Genomic DNA, 14,991 nt, shown 5'->3' with positions numbered 1-14,991 from the left:
CGCCGCTTAGAACCCCAAACGCTTGGCAGCAGAAAGTGTGCTGACCACATCTGCTGTGGCTTGCGCGAATACCGTGCCTGGTGCCAAGGCATCTTCTGCTTCACGCATGCGCTTTTGGTTGATGAGCTCACCAATACCACCCGCGACACTGTGAAAGTGTTGGTGGCGCCCCACCAGCTCGACAAAGTTGGGGCGCTGTGCCAAACGCTGGCCATCACCATAGATCCATTTGCCCAGCGCACAGCAGTCATCACGCGACAGCGTGGCCACATCCACCGTGCTGCGCTCCTCGATCGCCTGCCGCAGCTTGACCTTCCACTGGCGGTGCGCATCAATGATGGCATCCACATCCACGCCTTCGACCAAGGCCGCAGACTGATGGCCCTGCAGTCTGAACTCATCGACCGTGGAAGCCATCCGCATCGCAACGCGGCGCTGTGCCGTGGCCGCAGCAGCCGTTTGCTCGACCAGCGCAGCATTCGCCTGGGTGTTACGGTCCAGCTCCTGCACAGCTGCACCAATTTGCGCTACACCCAGACTCTGCTCCCGGGCGCCATTCGCAACTTCGTCCAGCAAGGCCTTCACCTGCTCAGCGCTGCCAACGATTTCCTGCATGGTGGCACCAGCCTTGCGCACCACGTCCACGCCCACGCCCACCTCGGTGGTGCTGCGCTGGATCAGTTCCTTGATTTCCTTGGCCGCTTCGGCACTGCGCTGCGCCAGGCTTCGCACTTCGCCGGCCACCACTGCAAAGCCGCGGCCCTGCTCGCCGGCGCGCGCGGCTTCCACCGCCGCATTCAGCGCCAGGATGTTGGTCTGGAAAGCGATGCCGTCGATCACCCCGATGATTTCGCCAATCTTGTTGGACGAAGTCTGGATCCGCTGCATGGTATCGACCACAGAGGACATGACCTGCCCGCCTTGCTGGGCCGTGGCCGCATTCTCTTGTGCAATGTCCGAGGCACGGCTGACCGAATCAGCCGTCATCTGGATCGTGGAGGTCGTTTGCTCCAGCGCGGCAGATGACTCTTCAAGGGCAGCCGCAGCTTGCTCGGTGCGTCCAGACAAGTCGTTCGTGCCCTGCGCAATTTCTGCGCTTGCTTGCACCACTTGGTCACTGGCATCCTGCACCAGCCGCACCGTCTCACCCAGCGCTGTTTGCATGTGCCCCAGCTCACGCATCAGATCGGCCACCTCGTCCTTGCCCCAGGCATTGACGGACGTGCGCAGATCGCCCAGGGAAATATTCAACAGCGTCTTGCGCAGCAGCTTGAAGCCACCGAGCATCGATCGGTAAAAGCCCATCAGCATGTACACCGCCAGCAGCAGGCCCACACAGGTCACAGCCACCGCGATGGCAATGCTGGTGCGCAAGGACTCTTGCCGATGCGCCAGAAGGTCATCCAGCACCTGCAGGTTGTGCAGCACCTGCTCGGTTTGGGCCTTGAGCACCCCGGACACCATGGCAGCGTAAGCCTTGTCGTCCCCTTGTACATCGTCGGCTGATGGGGGGAATGTCGATCGGATCGTAGCCAGCATCGTGGACAGGGCCGACTCTCCATGCTGCTTGAGCTCTCTCGCATGCTCTGGCGCATGCTCACGCACCTTCGCCATGTGATCCGCCTGTCGCAGGCGTTCTTGCTCCACCACTGCCAACAGGCCCTGGAAACGGCTGGAAGCGGCTGGCGCCATCGCGCCATTCAAAAGCGCAGTACGGCCAAGCCCGCGCAACTCACCCACATCGCGCAGCAGATCAGGCGTGAGAATCATCGTGGCACTCACCAGATGAAATGTCTCAATGCTGGGGTCCAATGCCAAGCGCGACCCATCGGTCACCCGATCCTGCAGTTTGGCCAACTCCGTGGTCAGGGTATTCATGGCAGGAAACAACGCCTGGGGATTGCCAGAGGCGGCCTTAGCGCTTTGACTGGCCCGGGTCACGGCCTCCACCAATGCAGTCGTTTCAAACTTCTTGCCCAGCTCTTGGTCAAGTGCTTTGAGGCGATCCAATTCTTTGAAAAAGCGGTTCTGTGCATCCTGGACGCCGGAAACCCCATCACCCAGTGCAGCACTCCGGGCCAAGTAGCGCCAGTCTGCCGCCGCATCCATCGCCGTAAACACGGCCACACCATAGCGGACCCCTGCCCGCTCTTGCGCCACAAACTCCAGGTCGTCACGCTTGCTGTTGCCGTAGGCAATCAACAGCCAAACCAGTGGCAGCAAAAATGCTGCAGAAATGAGAGCAATCTTGGCCGGAAACTTCATCCGCCCCATCAAAGTTGCAGCAGGGCGCCAGATGGTTGAATTGAAAAAAATCATTAACGAACACTTTTTGTTTGGCCATCCCAATTATTCGCCATCTGTAACAGAATCGTAAAAATCGCCCACCTGAGCGCACGCTTATGTTTTGCGCCGCTCACTGCTCCTGAAAGTTGAGTTTCACGGGGCTGATTTATCAGCAAATGTTTCCCTCCCTCTGTAAACAGGTTGGCGCAACACGTGCTGGGCGCACGCTCCTAAAAGCTACTGCCCCACCATTCACGTTCGGCTAGGCAGCACATCGCGCTATGCGTGCACAAGCCCGCAGTCATTGGCACCACCTAAAACTGTATGCATGCACAGCCATCATCATTTAGCCACCCTCCCCGTGCACATCACCGGATACCGATCGCGCAGGCACAAAAAAGCCCCGCAATGCGGAGCTTCGACGTTCTGGCGGCAATCTGCTAACGGGCAGCCCAGGCCCAGCAGACATTCAACTGCCCACGGCGTCCTTCGTGCACTTCTTGGTGAAGCTGGCCTTCGCAGCTCCAGCCAGCTTCTTGTCAGCGGCTGTCACCTCACAGGCCGCTTTAGCGTCCTTCTCGCACTTCTTGAGGAAAGAGTTCTTTGCCGCGCCGGCCAGCTTTTTTTCCGTGGCGGCTGCAGTGCAGGACGGATTGGCAGCCCAAGTGATGCCAGAGAACATCGTGGCAAGGGCGAACACAACAACAGAGGCTTTACGCATAAGGTGCTCCAGATTGGGCTTGTGGTGGCGTAAGCATAGTTGGATCAAAGGCTATGCGCAGAAGAATTTGTGTGAGATGAAGGCGACAGTTTGTGGGCACCATTCGGAGAATCTAGGAGCCCGGCTACCAGCTGGCCAAGGCCGGGGTGATGCTGCTGGACCTGACCTCCACCACCATCCAGGTACAAGGCGATCTGCTGTTTGACGCGCCGGTGGTCAAGCGCGACCACAGCAAGCTGATGGAAGCCATGGACAAGATCAACGAGCGCTACGGCAAGGCCACGGTGCACATCGCCAGTACCGGGCGCACACAAGAGGATGAAGACGGGTGGCGGATGAGGCAGGAGAGACGCACGCCCAGGTACACCACCAAGCTGGATGAGATACCGATTGCGCGGGCGTGAAAAAGTCCTGCAAAAAGGGGCTTCGGAATGCTTGCGGCTAATCGCCACGCGCCAATACAGGTTGCGGCTTTAATAAATCAGTGAAGATGCGTCCTATGATCACAGGACGGCAGCCGCTAGAAGACTGCAGAGTGAGGTGTAATTGCCTCAATTTGGTGAGCAGGATGCCAAGAATCAGCGTATAGGGTTATGGCTGGATCAAGATGCGGTAGCTCCGTGGGAGTAGTACCGCGCAAACGAACCCCGATAAAGACAGCCGTCAAACCTGTCCAATCCCAAGTTCAGAAGGCCAAATATCCACAAATTTAAAACAGGAGCCTATGTAATGGCAGAGCCAAAAAAACGACGCGGCTATTGCGGAACTTGCGGTGGGGTGACCTTCTCCAGCGACGAGGAGCCGTCGACGCTTGAAATCCCTGATTTTCTCAAGAAGCAAGAAAACACCCCTTTGCTAGTTGAAGCCGCGCCTCCACCGCGTTCCAGTACGTCGCCAACTATTCATGGCACACCTGAGCAAATGCATGACCTTTCCCATAAAAAGTAGAGTTCTTAGCTTTATCAAAAATGAAGGCAAGGCGCTAAGAACTCCACTAAACAGTGGGCTGACATCAGCATTTGCGACTTCGTTTTTCGGCACCTATTCAACAATAGCTACCCATGAGTACGAATGAAGTTTCTATAAAACTCTGAGGACTTCATCGGCGAGACTGCCCATTTGTACTTTGCGCCGCTGCGCTTGCATAGCGCTTGATCCATCTGACGATGGTTGTATACATAGTGTTTGAAGATCCGGGATTCAAATTGCTTGTTCCACATTGGCGCACTACTAAATTTATAAAAAAATCTGTCAAGTAATGCTGCCTCACAATCTCGATAAGCGTTTGGACTTCCATTCACTCGCGGAAATGCAAGACAAACCTGGAACGAAAAATCACCAACCAGCTCTTCGAGCTCTCTGACCCAGGACCGGTGAGCATTGATGCGTTGACTAAATCGCCCTTCGCCAACATAAAGCGTTGGTGATTGTCCGGTCGGGTACTGAACACAAAAATTCCCGTTGAGCCGAAGGACGTACACCGCTCTATCGAGGTCTTTTTCCTTAATCCCCAATGCGTCAAGTTTGGGGAGAGTCGTCCTTCTCCAAGTCTCGTCAGGGTCCCAGTCGAAGCGATGCCAGTTGAGAGCTACGTTTACCATATCGATGATTACAAGTTGTCACTTGAAGATTAGGTTAGACCTCGCGAAGTTACAAGCTCGCTTTCGCACCTTCGCCTCCTAGCAACACTTACTCTGCTGGATCTGCCACCGCTGCCTGTTCTTTCGCTGCCGTATCTGCCGCCGGCGCCAAAGTTTTAGCGTGGATCACTGGCCAGGCTGCGCGGCAGGTTCGCGCATCAACGGCGTGTCCATCAGCTTTTGATGCCAGCTCTGTATATCGCTGGCTGCACTGTCCGAGTAGCTGGTTGGCGGTTGCGGCGTAGTCGCGGACGGCGGTGGAGGAAGCTGTGGCAATTCGCACATTGGCTTCACGGAGCTGGTCGCGCAGCCGGCCAGCATTGCGCTGGGCAGCAGCAGCAGCTTCAGCCAGGCGCGCACGTTCTTTGATGGAATCATTCAGGGCCTCTTGGTAGTTCAGGTGGATGGCTTGGGCGGTCTGGTGGATGCGGTGGTCCACGGCGCGCTTTTCTTCGCTGACCTGCAGCCGGTAGTCGCTGGCCTGCAGCTGCACCTCGGCCACCGCGGCAGCCATCCGGGCGTCTTGGAACACCCAGACAAGGAGCCCAGCCACCAGTGCCAGCAGCAGGTGGGTGAAAATGCCCACCCTACTCATTCCAGCCCCCATCCAGGCAGAAGCCTGCATTCGTGTCGGCCCGGTCTTTGAGCCCTGGCAGCACGGTCAGCACGCCCTTGACCGTGCCCTTGTTCCACTTGGGGTTCTCACGGCAGGCGCCCTGCACGTCCCCTGCGTTGGCTTTGCGCAGCATCGTGCTGGCGGCCAGCGCGCCATCGCCCTTGTTGTGGATGAAGTCCAGGAACGTGGCCTGGGTGATGGCGTCGTAGCTGGCCCAGTAGGCAAACAGGCGCTTTGCCGCGCGCTCTGCCTGTAGATACCGTCCCTTTTCCAGCTCGTAGCAATCGGCCGGGGTGTACCACTTGCCGGCGACCACCCCCGCGCCGGTGATGCCGTTGCAGACCGTCAGCGGCTGGCCGCGGCCCAACGTGTCGATGTAGGGCGTGCCCACGTGCTTGCCACTGGATTCGTACAGGTGGCCCATGAGCATGGCGATCTTCACTGCATCGCTGGTGCCGGCATCACGGGCCACGGCCTGCACGTAGGGGTCTGCTGCCGCGGCTTGCACCTCGGCCCGCGCCACCTCGCCCTGGTGCTGGGCATAGAAGGCGCCGCCTCCGCCTGTGAGCATGGCCAGGGCCAGCAGGCGCCCGACGATCCATTTCTTGGACTGCTGCATGTCACTTCTCCAGCGATTCCAGCGGCAGGCCTGCGGCAGTGCGCGTGGCGTCAATCTTGGCTTGGCGACGCCATTTCCAGACCAGGTGTGCAATCTGCAGGCTGATGAAAAACAAGCTGGCGAATACCACCCAGGTGTTGCCGGCAAAACCGAGAAAACTGCCTTCGGTGACTGGCGCCATGCTTGCCGCAGCGCCTGCGCCTCCTGCTGGAGCAGCCTGCAAGCCCGCTTTGAAAATATCGTGCTTCTGCTCGGCACTGATGCCGTTGGCCATGCCCAAAAGGGTCTTGATGTGTTGGACAAGTTCGTACATTTTTCGGGCGTAAAAAAACCGCCCGAAGGCGGCGGTTGGGGGGACTGCCTTCTGGGGGGCAGTGTCTCGGCCTGGGCCAGGAATGCCTAACCCTAGCCGGGGCGCGAAGAAGGCCAGTCCGCCAGAAAGCGATCTGTGCAAGTGCGCAACACAGGCAGCGCGTGTCGTCACAGCTGCACGCCACGCCGCTGTTAGCATCTAAAACCAGCAAACATGGAGGAATCTATGAGCTGGTATGTCTATTCCGAGCTAGTGCCCATCGACTTCAACTGGGACCTCCTGCCCACCGTCGAGAGTGTGGCAGTCACCCTCGCAAAAATTGAAGCAGAAAACCTGGTTCGTTATGGCGAGGACTCCAGCCCTGGGCTCTCGTACAGCGAATTCATTGACCTCTGGGAATCCGCCAAGATTGCCGCCGCTGAGGTGGGCTGGGAAGGCGACTTTAGGCACCCACCCTGCGTGCTGTGGCAACCGGTCGATGACGCCTTGCGTCCCGGCTTCGTGTTCAAGCAAGACAACAACGGCGATACCTTTGTGGTCAGCCCGGTTCCCCTGCCCCATCTCGAGGACTGAGGATTTCGCAACGGCGCCACCCCTCGCCGGAACACTTACGCAGGGGCTGCGGCCGATTGCGTCACGCTGCCGCTGATCTGGGCCGATGCCGACACCATGCTCCAGGCCGATGCGGTGCGCTGCGCGGCGGTGGCCAAACCGATCTTGGCCGCATCCAGGCGCGCGTTGTTGGTCTGGATGGCCGCATCGGTGTTCAGCTTGGCCGTCTGCAGGCTGATGTTGGTGATGGCGTCGTACTGCTTGACCTCGGCCTCCCAGCGGCGCATGAAGCTGTTGGCCTTGGCCTCCACCGCATAGGCGCTGACGCGGTAGCCGTCCACCAGGATGGCCGATTGCTTGGCCGCGGCATCCATCTTGGCCACCTCGGCAGACAGGCGTGCTTTCCAGGCGTTCCACTCCATTTCCTTGGCCGACAGCTTGGCCTGGGTCTGGGCAATGGCCACCCGCGCCGCCTCGGCCTGGGCGCTGACCTTGGCGCTGAAGGCCTGCACCTGCGACTTGTAGGCGTCTTGCTTGAGCCCCTCGGCCTGGATGCTGGCCTTGTGCAGCTCCACCTTGGCGGTCTCGGCATTGGTGGCCGCCACAAAGGCGCGGATCTGCTCGGCCCCCACCTGAATCTTGGTCTGCTCCAGGCTCACCAGGGTTTGGGCCGCCTGCACCCGGGCCTTGTAGATCTCCACGGCCGCCATGCGCCCTTCGATCTCGGCCTTGTAGCGCGCCACCAGCGATTCGTTGATCTGGGCCTTGGTCTGCTCGGCCGACAGCAGTGCCTTGAAGACCTCGACCTTGTTCATCTCGGCCTTGATGACCGTCTCATAGGCCGTGGCGTAGGTGCGGTAGCCCTCCAGCAGCGCCTTGTACTGCTCGATGCGCCCGTTGTACGCGGCCAATCCGTTCTCGGCCGCAGCCTTGGCCGCCTCAAACGCCAGCTGGTCCAGCTTCAGGGCCTGGTCCATCAACTGGCCCTCCAGCAGCAGCCCCTGCTGGATCGCATCCTTGACGTTGGACTGCTCCAGCTCGGCCTGCTTGATGGCGATTTCTCGGGACAGCTCGGCCAGCTTGTCGTGGTACTCCCGGCGCGCATCGGCCAGCTGGCCGGCCAGCACGCCCGAGGGCAGCGGAAAGCCCAAGGCCTCGGCCGCGCGCATCACCTCCTGCTCGCGGGCCAGCGCCACGCGGGTTTCCCGGTCGCGCGCCCGGTCCCAGATGGCCTGCTCCACCGCCGGGTTCAGCCCAGTGCCGCCTTGGATGCGCGCGGCGATGATCGCCTTGAGGCTGTTCAGCAGCTGCGAGGCATAGCCCGGCGCCCGGCTGAACGCAAACGGCGCAGGCTCCAGCAGCTGCAGCTGCGGCACGTCGTCCAGCTTGGCCAGCCAGTCCTCATGCAGCTCCACCCCACCAAAGGTGTGCGTGGTCAGCGACAAAAAGGCCGGAGCATCGGGCAGCTGCACATCAGGGGCATCGGGGATGGCCACCTCCCCCACTTGGGGCAGCGTGGGCACAGCCCCAATCACAATGCTGGGGGCAGTGCCAAAGTTCATGGACGGCGCTGGTTGGTCAAAGCCGTCCACCACCACATCCGGCATGTCCGCCAGATCCAGCGCACCGGGCTGGTCGCCTGGCTCGGTGAAGGCCACCGTGGGCATGGCTGGCAAATCTGGCACCTCTGGCAAGGTGGGCGCGGCCATCGTGGCCCAGCTCACACTGATGGTGGGCGGGGCGTAGATGCTGGCATTGAGCGCATCTTGCATGGACGTGGCAGCCGCAGAGGCTTGCTCGGCCAGCGTAATCGAGCGCTGGTACTTGTCCTGGACGATCTCGGCTGGGCCGTTGAATTCAAATTCTGTTGCCATCTCAAACTCTCCGTGTCTTGGACTTGGCCGTCAGTACCTCGATGCGGTCCAGGCAAAAGGCCTGGCCGTCCGGGGTGCTCAGACCAAACCCCATGTAGTTCTCGCGGATGCCCCGGCCCACCGGGCAGCGGGTTTGCTCGCTGTCGCGCAGTGCAAAGGGGTAGCGCCAGACCTGGGCGGCCGGGCCGTACACCGCAAACTCGGCCTCGCCCTGCCCCTGCATCGACAGGTAGACCATCTCGATGCTCTGCTTGAGCGTGGATTCACGCACCGTGGCCGGCAGGCGCAGCTGGGCCACGATGGGCGCTCCATGGTCGGTGTCGCCCCCGAAGGCAAACAGGCCGGCGGCGCTGCCCCCATGCGTGGGGGTGATGCTCTGGAATGCATGGCCGCTGTACTCGGAGACAGCGCCAGTCAGGGTGTTGACGACAAACATGGAGGCCCCTCAAAAAGTGAAAAAGTCACGTTCGCCCAGGCCCTCGGGCCACTCCAGCACCGTGGCGGCGTCACGGATTCCCGCCTCGCTGTCCAGCAAGAAACGCCAGCGTTGCCCCGTGACCAAGGAAAACTCCAGCAGCATCCCGCCCGTTTCTGGACAGTGGGCGTATTGGCACTGAACGGCGACGTTGTCCAACGCAATCACATCCAGCAAGCTGTCTTGGGTCACGTCGATAAAGTCGCTTTGCGCTTGGAACTGGGTATCGAAGCCACCCACGGGCTCTGTGCGCGCCAGATCGGCCGTGTCCACCGCGCGCAGCAGCTCCCCATCGCGGGTGATGGCGGTGCCCAGGTTCGCGTAGCCGGCATACCTCTGTGGCGGCATCCAGGGCGTCACGTCCACCTCAATGCGGTGGCGGCCATACAGCAGGCAAACCTTTGCGGCCGTGGTGGGCACGGCGCTAGAGTGCGTTTCCTGCACAGCGCCCTGCACATAGGAGCGCGTCGAGTGGTGCGTCAGGGTGACGATGGTTTCCACATAGGCGGTGACATCCGCGGCCGGGTCACGCAGCAGCACATTGCGGGAAGCCACGCGCGTGGTGTAGTCGGTCACCGAATCACCCGATTGCGACTCGCTGCCGCGCAAGAGGTTGTCGCTAAAGTTGCCCGTGTGTGTGGCCTGCAAGTCTGTTTCGTAGGTGATCAGCTCCAGGCCGCTGCTGTATGTGCGCGTGATGCGGTTCACTGCCTGCACCTGCGAGCTAAAGCTGCCACTCTGGAGGCTGATGGTGGCTTCGCCGGAAATCAGGCCTACCCCGACCTGTGGCAGTCCATGACCTGCCCTGATCACGTCCGTCGTTTCAACGTCCACCACCGTCGGCAGGCTGTAGTGGTGGGTGTAGCTGCGGTTGACCTCCTGGTCATAGGTCAACAGCTGGCCAGTGGCGTCCACTCCTTCCAGCAGCCTTTGCACATCGCGGTAGTTCTTGCTCAACGTGAACCCACAGACGTGGGAATGCTTGGCCTCCATCGCCACTTCACGGTCACCGTTGGACAAGGTGCGCAGCAGTGTCACCTTGGACAGACGCTGCGGGTGCGGCCAGAACTGCTGACTGATCTGTACCCCAAAGCGGCTGGTCGCCTCGATGCGCCCGTCCCTCAGCCGGGCAATGGTCGGCGTGCACGCAGATGCCAGCTCACCCAATGGCGCAGCGGCGTGCGCCACAAAGCCCGCCTCAGTCGCCGCAAACACCTGGGCCTCGACATCGTTGTCGGTGTAGGTCGTGGGCAGCGCCTCCGTGGAAAACCGCTGCGTGGAAAACTGCGCACCATCGGCAAATCGCGTCACCCGGATCGCTGGCCACAGATCGACCATGACCTCAAAGTAATCGGGCGCGTAGACCAAGTCACCCAGGTACGACTTGAGCGGGCCGGTGGTTTTCATCACGGACAGGGCCAGATACTGCCCCTGGGGCGATGACACATGGTAGGGTGTGCGCGAATCGGGCAGGCGCATCACCTCCAGGAAATCAGTGCCCAGCGGCACTTGGGAGTTTTGCACCTCGATCTGCCGGTCCACCACGTTGGTTGCAGGCCCAGCCCCGTAGGGTGGCGGGGTCAACTGCCCCAGCTTCTGCTTGAACACGAACTGCGCGATGTAGCTTTGCCAAGACAACACATCCACCCCGATGACGGTGCCTGCCGCCGTCACATGGGTGATGTACCCGCTCACAGGGGGAACGAACACGTTGACGTGCCCGAAGCGCCCGGCCCCCGGGGCCACATACAGATAGCGCCAAACGCCACCCACGCGCAGCGTCTTGAACCTGGAGGCGGCCAGATCGGCCGGATCAAACTTACTCTCGTCGCTGTACTGGGCAAAGATATTGCGCAGCGTCCAGGTGGCCGACGACTGGCCCTGCGCCGTGGGTTTGTTGACCAGCAGCCAACGCTCACCCAATCTGGCCACACCAAAAAGAATGCCGCTTTGGACGGCCTGGTCCTGCACAGCGCCCGCGGGCCACACCTGCATGATGGCCTGCACCCCTACAACGTCAATACGGTAGGGCGTTGTTGCATAAATCGTTGCTCAGCAAGCGGTAGGCTTGCGGCATGAGCCACTCCCGTAAGCCCCGCTACCGCACCACAAACTGGAAACAGTACAACGCAGCTCTCAAGGCCCGCGGCTCTTTGACGGTGTGGCTGGACAAGCGCATGTGTTGGTTTGCCGCTGCAAGCGGCAAACGCGGGCGAAGCCCGAAGTTCTCGGATGCTGCCATTCAATTCTGTTTGACGCTCAAGAACCTGTTTGGCTTGGCGCTGAGACAAACTACAGGCTTGGTGGAGTCGGTGCTGCAACTGTGTGGCCTTGCCTGGTCCTCTCCAGACTTCAGCACCCTGTGCAGGCGGCAGCGAGATTTGGATGTCCAGATTCCGTACACCCGCAGTAAAGCAGGCTTGCACCTGCTGGTTGATTCGACAGGCATCAAGTTTCTGGGTGAAGGCGAGTGGAAATGCAAAAAGCACGGCGCTGAATACCGTCGTCAATGGCGTAAGCTGCACATTGGTATCGATGCGGATACCTTGCAGATTCGGGCCATCTGCGTGACGAGTAATAACGTCAGTGATGCCTCAGTGCTCAGCGACTTGCTGGAGCAACTGCCGCCCGATGAAACGCTTCAAAGTCTTATCGGTGATGGCGCCTACGATACACAGCCCGCCTATGAAGCGGTCATCAGGCACGGTGCAATCCCCATCATTCCTCCCCGCAAGAATGCACGAGTGCGCAGGGGTGCTGTGTTCGAGCGCCGCAATGCAGCGATTGCTGCGTGCAGGCGGCTGGGGCGAAGTATATGGAAACGCTGGATTGGCTACCACCGGCGAAGCTTGGTGGAAGCCAAGATGAACTGCATCAAACGTTTGGGCGAGCGGGTGATGTCCCGCACCTTTGAACGCCAAGTGAACGAGCTGCATATCCGAGCAGCCATCTTGAATCGATTTACTGAACTTGGCCGTCCTCAGACGGCAGCCGTGGCATAGCCACGGCTGGGGGTTGGGGTCACTCGCCTCAAATTGGATTTATGCAACAGCGCCCAGGCGGACAAGAAGCATTACGGCACTGTGCATCGGTCAGCATTGGCGGTTCCCCGGTTAAGAGAAGTCAGGTCGTTCCCCGGCCGCACTGATCCGCATTAAGCACTGCTCTATAGAGAAACGTGAGCTTTGAGAGCTAGCTGTTCCCCGATTTTTGGCAGCGTTCCCCGGTTAACGGCCGAAACAACGATTCGTTCCCCGGCATGTTCCCCGGTCTAGGCTTGGCTGTCAATGTTCTTCGCTGTACTTCTGTGCTGCGTAAGCTACTGATTTAGCAAAGAAAAAGGCCGCCAAGTGTATGTCCTTGGCGGCCCTTGTTTGAGGGTATGGTGGAGCTGGCGGGAATTGAACCCGCGCATTTCCGAACAAAAACAATAACTTATCCAATTTCGTGTGAATCTGGTGTGATTGCCTCAAAGGCTAGATACAACGCTGCACAACAGCACACAACCCAACTGAATTCAATTCCGCATTTCTCAATTGAATCGCCGTCCGCAAGCCACTGCCAAAACACGCACCCGGGCATTCAAGCGTGGAGATCTGGACATCAAGCGCTTCACTCCCCATGACACGCGAAGCACAGCCAAGGGTCACCTGCGCAACATGGGTATCTCGCGCGAGATTTCTGAAATCGCTTTGAACCACAAGCTCAAGGGCATGGAAGCTGTCTACGATGTCCGCGAGGAAATCCCCGAGCGACGCCGCGCACTGGCGCTCTGGGCTGATTTTTTGCAAGCCTGCGAACAAGGCACACAGCCGCCCCAACCTCACTCCGGCAAAGTTGTTCACTTGCGACGGGTGGCGTAAAGCAAATCGGAGAGGTTGTTTAGACTTTTTCAATGCTCTCAGCCACCCTTCTCTGCCTGGTCGTCGGCATGAGCGACTGCTACAACCAACAATAAAAAAACCCCCGTCCGTTTGCACGGGCAGGGGTTTGAACTTGGGTCACGCTAGCGCTTAGTACGCCCAGCGCAACTTCACATTTGCAGAGTGGTCGCGACTACCGCCGCCAAACTCGCCGTTGTAGCCCAGCACCAGGGCGGCACTGCGGCTCAGCTCCATCTCCGCTTGCAGGCCCACCAAGGCAGTGTTACGCGCCAGCGGGGCGCCCGCCACGGTAAAGCTGCTGCTGCCTTCAAATGCCATGGTGCGATTCTGGCTCAGGCTGCCCCAAGCATGGCGCACACCCAACGATCCCCGCACGCGGGTGCTTTTGCCTGCCAGCTTGAAGTCGCTGTGCGCACGCACGCCCAGCGTGGTGCTGGTGGTGGTGTCATTGCTGCTTTGGCCGTGCAGTGCCGCAAAGCCGCCGCTTTCCTGAAAGCTGCCCACGCGCTGCTGGCTGATGTTGATGCCGGCAAAGGGTTCCACGCCCTGCTTGCTGTACTGCCCCATCGCATAGCCCACCTCACCAAACAGCTGCAATGTGTTGGCGGTGTAGTCGGCTTTGAGGTTCTGCCCCAAGCTTGCCACGCTGCGCTGGCTGTCAATACGGTGGTGGGTGTAGGCCAGGCCGCCCATCACATTGATGCGGTTCATGCCGTGGCTAAAGCCCTTACCGGTGTAGACCGATGCGCTGTAGCTGCTGATGTCTGCCGATGCATCGCGGCTTTTAACTTCCGCATCTGCACTGGTGTAACCCAGCGAGCCGCCCACGCGCCAGCCGTTGCTGCCCACTTCTTCGTCTGCCCCCAGGAACAGGCCATACACGTTTTGCTTCACACCGGGCGCATTGCTGTTGCCATCCAGCGTCTGGCGGTGGCCGACCACCTCTACCCACGCAGGCAGCGCTTTGGATGTGGGCCATGCCGACGCGGGCAATGGGCCGTCAGACTGCGCAATCGGCGCGCCCGCACGCAGGCCGGCGGTCAGGTTGTTGTGCAAACGTGTTTGGCTGATGCGCGAGGCATGGCCACTCAGACTGGGCAAGCTGCCTTGCACACCGGCGTGGCTGTCGCCGGAGAGCTGAGCGAAGACCGCAGGTGGCGCACCGTTGGGCAGCCCCAGCACAAAATTATGCAAGGCGCTGCTTGTGGGCATGCCTTCCAGGGCCTGGGCTACTACGCGCTGGTTGCCCGTCTGTGCCAAATCGGCAAAGGTGACAGGGCGAGACGGTGTGACGGTCTTGCGTGTCAGTTTCAGGTCGACTTTGGTGCTATCGGAATAGTCCGCCGTAGCGGTCAAAAACGCAAAATTGGCAGCAACATTAGCAAACCTCCCCGTAACGGACTGCGCAGACACCACGGTGTACGTGCGGTCTGCGCCATTGAAGTTGAGCGACTGTCCATCGACTTGGAGCGTGCCATCCAGGGCCGCCATGCCGCTCACCGAAAGCTTGCCCGCCTGGTTCGTAGTCGGGTCCACAGCAACCCGCAAGGTGGAGCCACTGTCCATGTTGAGGTTGCCTGCCACTGTCAGCGTGCCATAGGGGGTGCTGGCACTGCCAGGGGCAATGGTGGCACCGCTTACCGTGGCAGTGCCCACGCTGCCCGTGCCAGCCAAGGTGGCGCCGCTGGCTACAGCGACATTGCCTGCCACCGAGCCATTGACTGTCAGCATGCCCGCGTTCACGTGGGTGCCGCCGGTATAGCTGTTGACGCCGCTCAGGGTCAGCGTGCCGCTGCCGGTCTTGGTCAACCCGCCAGTGCCACCGATCACGCCGCTCAAGGCCAGGGCGTTGCTGCCGCTCAGGGTCAGCCCTGCGCCAAGGTTGATGGCGTTCCCCAGCGTGAGCGCGCTGCTGGTGTCCAGCGTCGCCGCCCCCGCCACGGTCAAGGCTCCGGTGCCCAGCGCTGCGTTGTTGCCAACGGTTAAGGTGCCAGCGTTCAGCGTGGTGCCA

Annotated in this window: 14 protein-coding genes; 4 read left to right on the top strand and 10 right to left on the bottom strand. The window is 60.3% G+C overall.

Going from position 1 to position 14,991, the window contains the following annotated elements:
• Window positions 1–6 precede the first annotated feature (6 nt).
• Window positions 7–2,319 carry a methyl-accepting chemotaxis protein gene (locus tag CA2_RS17320; protein WP_081889053.1) on the bottom strand — a complete coding sequence of 771 codons (2,313 nt, stop codon included), beginning with the start codon at window positions 2,317–2,319 and terminating at the stop codon, window positions 7–9.
• A 436-nt stretch (window positions 2,320–2,755) separates the two neighbouring features.
• Window positions 2,756–3,007, bottom strand: coding sequence for a hypothetical protein (locus CA2_RS16500; protein WP_042420006.1), 252 nt, complete (start codon window positions 3,005–3,007; stop codon window positions 2,756–2,758).
• A gap of 149 nt (window positions 3,008–3,156) precedes the next feature.
• Between CA2_RS16500 and CA2_RS16495 the strand changes: the two genes are divergently transcribed.
• Window positions 3,157–3,411 carry a DUF4113 domain-containing protein gene (locus tag CA2_RS16495; protein ID WP_042419994.1) on the top strand — a complete coding sequence of 85 codons (255 nt, stop codon included), beginning with the start codon at window positions 3,157–3,159 and terminating at the stop codon, window positions 3,409–3,411.
• Window positions 3,412–4,062: 651 nt separating this feature from the next.
• Here the strand turns inward: CA2_RS16495 and CA2_RS18415 are convergent.
• The 4 genes from CA2_RS18415 to CA2_RS16480 form a co-directional block, all read right to left on the bottom strand.
• A complete protein-coding gene (locus CA2_RS18415; RefSeq protein WP_217997651.1) occupies window positions 4,063–4,608 on the bottom strand; it encodes a hypothetical protein in 546 nt (181 codons plus the stop codon).
• 88 nt (window positions 4,609–4,696) lie between these two features.
• Complete coding sequence (locus CA2_RS16490; RefSeq protein ID WP_052369994.1) at window positions 4,697–5,233, bottom strand: hypothetical protein; 537 nt, start codon at window positions 5,231–5,233, stop codon at window positions 4,697–4,699.
• A 1-nt stretch (window position 5,234) separates the two neighbouring features.
• Window positions 5,235–5,882: a lysozyme gene (locus CA2_RS16485; RefSeq protein WP_052369993.1), complete on the bottom strand. Its 648-nt coding sequence runs from the start codon at window positions 5,880–5,882 to the stop codon at window positions 5,235–5,237.
• Between the two features lies 1 nt (window position 5,883).
• Window positions 5,884–6,156, bottom strand: coding sequence for a hypothetical protein (locus CA2_RS16480; RefSeq protein WP_156106154.1), 273 nt, complete (start codon window positions 6,154–6,156; stop codon window positions 5,884–5,886).
• Window positions 6,157–6,420: 264 nt separating this feature from the next.
• Here CA2_RS16480 and CA2_RS16475 point away from each other — a divergent pair, with 264 nt between their 5' ends.
• The gene (locus CA2_RS16475) at window positions 6,421–6,768 is read left to right on the top strand and encodes a hypothetical protein (protein ID WP_042419997.1); all 348 of its coding nucleotides are present in this window, start codon (window positions 6,421–6,423) and stop codon (window positions 6,766–6,768) included.
• Between the two features lie 35 nt (window positions 6,769–6,803).
• On the opposite strand, the gene CA2_RS16470 is transcribed toward CA2_RS16475, so the two are convergent.
• Genes CA2_RS16470 through CA2_RS16460 form a run of 3 tightly spaced genes read right to left on the bottom strand, consistent with a single transcriptional unit; the run spans window position 6,804 to window position 11,091 of the window.
• Window positions 6,804–8,621 carry a hypothetical protein gene (locus CA2_RS16470; protein WP_042419988.1) on the bottom strand — a complete coding sequence of 606 codons (1,818 nt, stop codon included), beginning with the start codon at window positions 8,619–8,621 and terminating at the stop codon, window positions 6,804–6,806.
• A gap of 1 nt (window position 8,622) precedes the next feature.
• Window positions 8,623–9,057: a hypothetical protein gene (locus tag CA2_RS16465; RefSeq protein ID WP_042419986.1), complete on the bottom strand. Its 435-nt coding sequence runs from the start codon at window positions 9,055–9,057 to the stop codon at window positions 8,623–8,625.
• Between the two features lie 9 nt (window positions 9,058–9,066).
• Window positions 9,067–11,091: a hypothetical protein gene (locus CA2_RS16460; protein WP_156106152.1), complete on the bottom strand. Its 2,025-nt coding sequence runs from the start codon at window positions 11,089–11,091 to the stop codon at window positions 9,067–9,069.
• Between the two features lie 80 nt (window positions 11,092–11,171).
• Here CA2_RS16460 and CA2_RS16455 point away from each other — a divergent pair, with 80 nt between their 5' ends.
• Both CA2_RS16455 and CA2_RS17780 read left to right on the top strand, forming a co-directional pair.
• Window positions 11,172–12,098: an IS5 family transposase gene (locus CA2_RS16455; RefSeq protein ID WP_042419979.1), complete on the top strand. Its 927-nt coding sequence runs from the start codon at window positions 11,172–11,174 to the stop codon at window positions 12,096–12,098.
• A gap of 534 nt (window positions 12,099–12,632) precedes the next feature.
• Entirely contained in the window at window positions 12,633–12,959 is a 327-nt protein-coding gene (locus CA2_RS17780; protein WP_439708942.1) for a site-specific integrase, read from the top strand.
• A gap of 150 nt (window positions 12,960–13,109) precedes the next feature.
• Here the strand turns inward: CA2_RS17780 and CA2_RS16450 are convergent.
• On the bottom strand, window positions 13,110–14,991 hold a 1,882-nt coding region (locus tag CA2_RS16450; protein ID WP_042419976.1), incomplete at its 5' end, for an autotransporter family protein.

Source organism: Comamonas aquatica NBRC 14918, assembly GCF_000739875.1.
GTDB classification, from domain to species: Bacteria; Pseudomonadota; Gammaproteobacteria; order Burkholderiales; family Burkholderiaceae_C; genus Comamonas; species Comamonas aquatica.
This window is presented reverse-complemented; position numbering and strand designations above follow the sequence as displayed.